This window comes from Gammaproteobacteria bacterium (assembly GCA_003696665.1).
Lineage (GTDB): Bacteria > Pseudomonadota > Gammaproteobacteria > Enterobacterales.
On record RFGJ01000083.1, the window covers coordinates 1 to 2,833 of the forward strand.

The window sequence follows — 2,833 nt, forward strand, 5'->3', positions numbered from 1 at the left end:
GACAATACCTTCGTAGCTGTACGCCAATACCGAATGGCAAATATGCTTCTTTCACGTCAAGCGAAAATGAAAGGAGCAGAAAATGTCGCGCCCCTCAGATTACAAAAAACTGGTATTGGTGTTTGTCCTCCTATTGGCGCTCGTGACGCTGTTCGGAAGTGAAATCGCAAGCACGGAACCGTCCGTTGCCCCTACCGGCACACCTCCCGACGCGCTACCCTACGGTCTGCCTGGGCCGCATCCCACCGGGACTCAGGACTTGATGATCGAAGGCAAACTTCCACTGGCGGCAACAATCTGGTACCCAGCGTTGCCCCAAGACATCCCGGCTGAAGAGACTGCGTATCCATATGAAATCAAGTTAGGAGCGCCGCTTGGTATGGTGACAATCGCTTCTTCCGCTGGTCATGCCACCAGTGGCGCTCCCTTCGATTTTGGGCAAGGCCCCTATCCACTGGTGATTCTGTCTCCCGGCTTTGCAATTGGCGCAGCTTCGTATGGCTGGTTGGCGGAACACCTGGCCTCCTACGGTTTCGTCGTGATGGCGCCCGACCACCGTGAGCGTCTCGATCCAGAGAATGAGCTGTGGCGATCGGCCATCACACGACCACAGGATGTTCTGACTCTGTTTGCCTATGTCGATTCGGCGGTGGGTTCAGGCGGTTCCCTCGCGGGGCTGATCGATCCCGAAACCGTCGCCGTAATCGGCCACTCTTACGGCGGCTACACAGCGTTGGCGGCGGCAGGGGCACAGATCGACACATCCGGCCTGAAATCGCACTGTGAAAATGCCGTCCAGGCAGAAGACCCCGCCGTCTGGCTGTGTGACATGTTGCTGCCACACCTGGTTGAGATGGCCGCATTGGCCGATTTGGATGCCGTTCCAGAAGGACTTTGGCCAGATTGGTCCGATTCCCGCGTGGACGCCGTTGTGCCTATGGCCGGGGATGCCTTTTTCTTCGGTCGGAATGGTTTGGCGGAAATTGACGTGCCCGTATTGGCGATTGGCGGCTCACTCGACAACGATACGCCTTTATCATGGGGGACATACCCAACGTATAAACATGTCGCCAGCCCCACAAAGGCGCAACTGATCTTGAATGACGCAGAACACATGATTTTTACCAACGTCTGCGAGGCGGTCCGCTGGTACGCAAAATGGGTTGCTGGCGAATTTTGCGCCGATTCATTCTGGGACAGGCATCAGGCGCACGATCTGATTAACCATGTGATCACCGCCTTCTTGCTGGCGGAGCTAAAACAAGATGCACACGCTGCCGCCGCGCTTGCGCCCAGCGCCGTCGAATTCCCCGCTGTGTCCTATGAGGCGCAAGGCTACTAGCGCAATACCCGAAACAATACCGTCGATCATACTTTGGTATCTGTACGGCAATACCGTTTTGCCGGTATGCTCAAACGACATTGAATGAGCGGCACAGACAAATGGTAACCGGCCACGAAAGGCAATAGCACATGGCAAACAAACCCAACGCCCAAGCAGATCCAAATCCACCAATGGTCTATCGAATCAGACTAAAAGGGCATATGGATCCTCAATGGACAACGTGGTTTGAAGGTATGACCATCACACAGACAGAAAACGGCGAGACAGTGTTAACCGGTCCGGTAAGCGATCAGGCTGCATTGCACGGCTTGCTGAGAAAAGTGCGCGATTTGGGTCTGCCTTTGATTACCGTTCATCAAGTGGAATCCGGCCAGTCAGACATCAAACAATAAACGGCAACAAGCCGCTTCTCAATGAAGCTTGTCCAAACTATTCAACACAAGGAGAAACAAAAATGAACACGGAGAAAAAAACCGCGAGAGTGACAGGTGTCCTCTATCTCATCATCTTTTTTGCCAACATCTTCGCCTATTTTTTCGTGAGTGAAAGCCTGCGTGTGCCCGGCGATGCCACGGCGACGGCCAATAACATTGTGGCGTCGGAAGGGCTGTACCGGAGCGGCGTTGTCAGTTATTTGATCGTCTTCTTGAGTGAAATTGGTACGACCATCTTGCTTTACAAGCTACTGAGACCGGTCAATAAGCCACTTGCGATGACGATGATGGCAACCCGGCTGATGCAAGCGGCCGTTCACGCCGTCAACCTGCTTAACTTCATCCTCCCACTGTTGCTATTAAGCGGTGCGGATTACCTGAGTGTATTTGAATCAGCCCAGTTACATGCGACGGTGCTGTTCTTCCTCGATGCCCACTATTACGGCATCCTGATTTCAGAGGCATTCTTTGCCCCAAGCCTCTTGCTGCTAGGCTATCTGGTTTACAAGTCCGAGTTGTTTCCCGGCATCCTCGGCCTCCTTCTGGCAATTGCAGGGGCGTTTTACGTGCTGGACAGTTTTGGCATTTTCTTGATGCCCCAACATCAGGCGTTCATTGCCAATATTATGATAGCGCCAGCCATCATTGCGGAATTGTCGTTCACGCTGTGGCTTCTGGTGAAAGGGGTCCGGATGCCAGAATTGGAGAATCGCCAGATTCTCGCAGCGGTATAGCCCAGGCGATATTTTCGAAATCACCGCGTCCATCATCATCTGTTATCCGGAACAGGAAGAGAACCAATGAAGGCAATTGTATTCAAAAAATATGGCTCGCCAGACGTACTCCAGCTAAGGGAGGTGGAAAGACCGATGCCTAAGGCGAAGGAGGTGCTGGTGAGAATCAGGGCCGCGGCCGTTAACCAGGCCGATAATCACGTCCTGAGTGGGATGCTGCGTTTCAGCACCGGCCTACTGAAGCCAAGACATCAGATACTCGGCTCAGACATTGCCGGACAGGTTGAAGCTGTTGGCCCGGCCGTTACCCAGTTTCGGCC

Annotated in this window: 4 protein-coding genes; all 4 read left to right on the forward strand. The window is 53.6% G+C overall.

What is annotated here, in order from left to right:
• The first annotated feature begins 82 nt into the window (after positions 1-82).
• The gene (locus D6694_02790; protein RMH46970.1) at positions 83-1,342 is read left to right on the forward strand and encodes a hypothetical protein; all 1,260 of its coding nucleotides are present in this window, start codon (positions 83-85) and stop codon (positions 1,340-1,342) included.
• Between the two features lie 173 nt (positions 1,343-1,515).
• Positions 1,516-1,737 (forward strand): hypothetical protein, encoded by a 222-nt coding sequence (locus D6694_02795; GenBank protein RMH46973.1) that lies wholly within the window; start codon positions 1,516-1,518, stop codon positions 1,735-1,737.
• A 62-nt stretch (positions 1,738-1,799) separates the two neighbouring features.
• Complete coding sequence (locus D6694_02800; protein RMH46971.1) at positions 1,800-2,513, forward strand: DUF4386 domain-containing protein; 714 nt, start codon at positions 1,800-1,802, stop codon at positions 2,511-2,513.
• A gap of 66 nt (positions 2,514-2,579) precedes the next feature.
• Positions 2,580-2,833, forward strand: a 254-nt coding sequence (locus D6694_02805; GenBank protein RMH46972.1) for an NAD(P)-dependent alcohol dehydrogenase, incomplete at its 3' end; no start/stop codon positions are given.

Bases quoted from the DNA above. Each gene is read 5' to 3' on its own strand.
- D6694_02795 (RMH46973.1), top strand. From the start codon at position 1,516: ATGGTCTATCGAATCAGACTAAAAGGGCATATGGATCCTCAATGGACA.
- D6694_02790 (RMH46970.1), top strand. From the start codon at position 83: ATGTCGCGCCCCTCAGATTACAAAAAACTGGTATTGGTGTTTGTCCTC.
- D6694_02800 (RMH46971.1), top strand. From the start codon at position 1,800: ATGAACACGGAGAAAAAAACCGCGAGAGTGACAGGTGTCCTCTATCTC.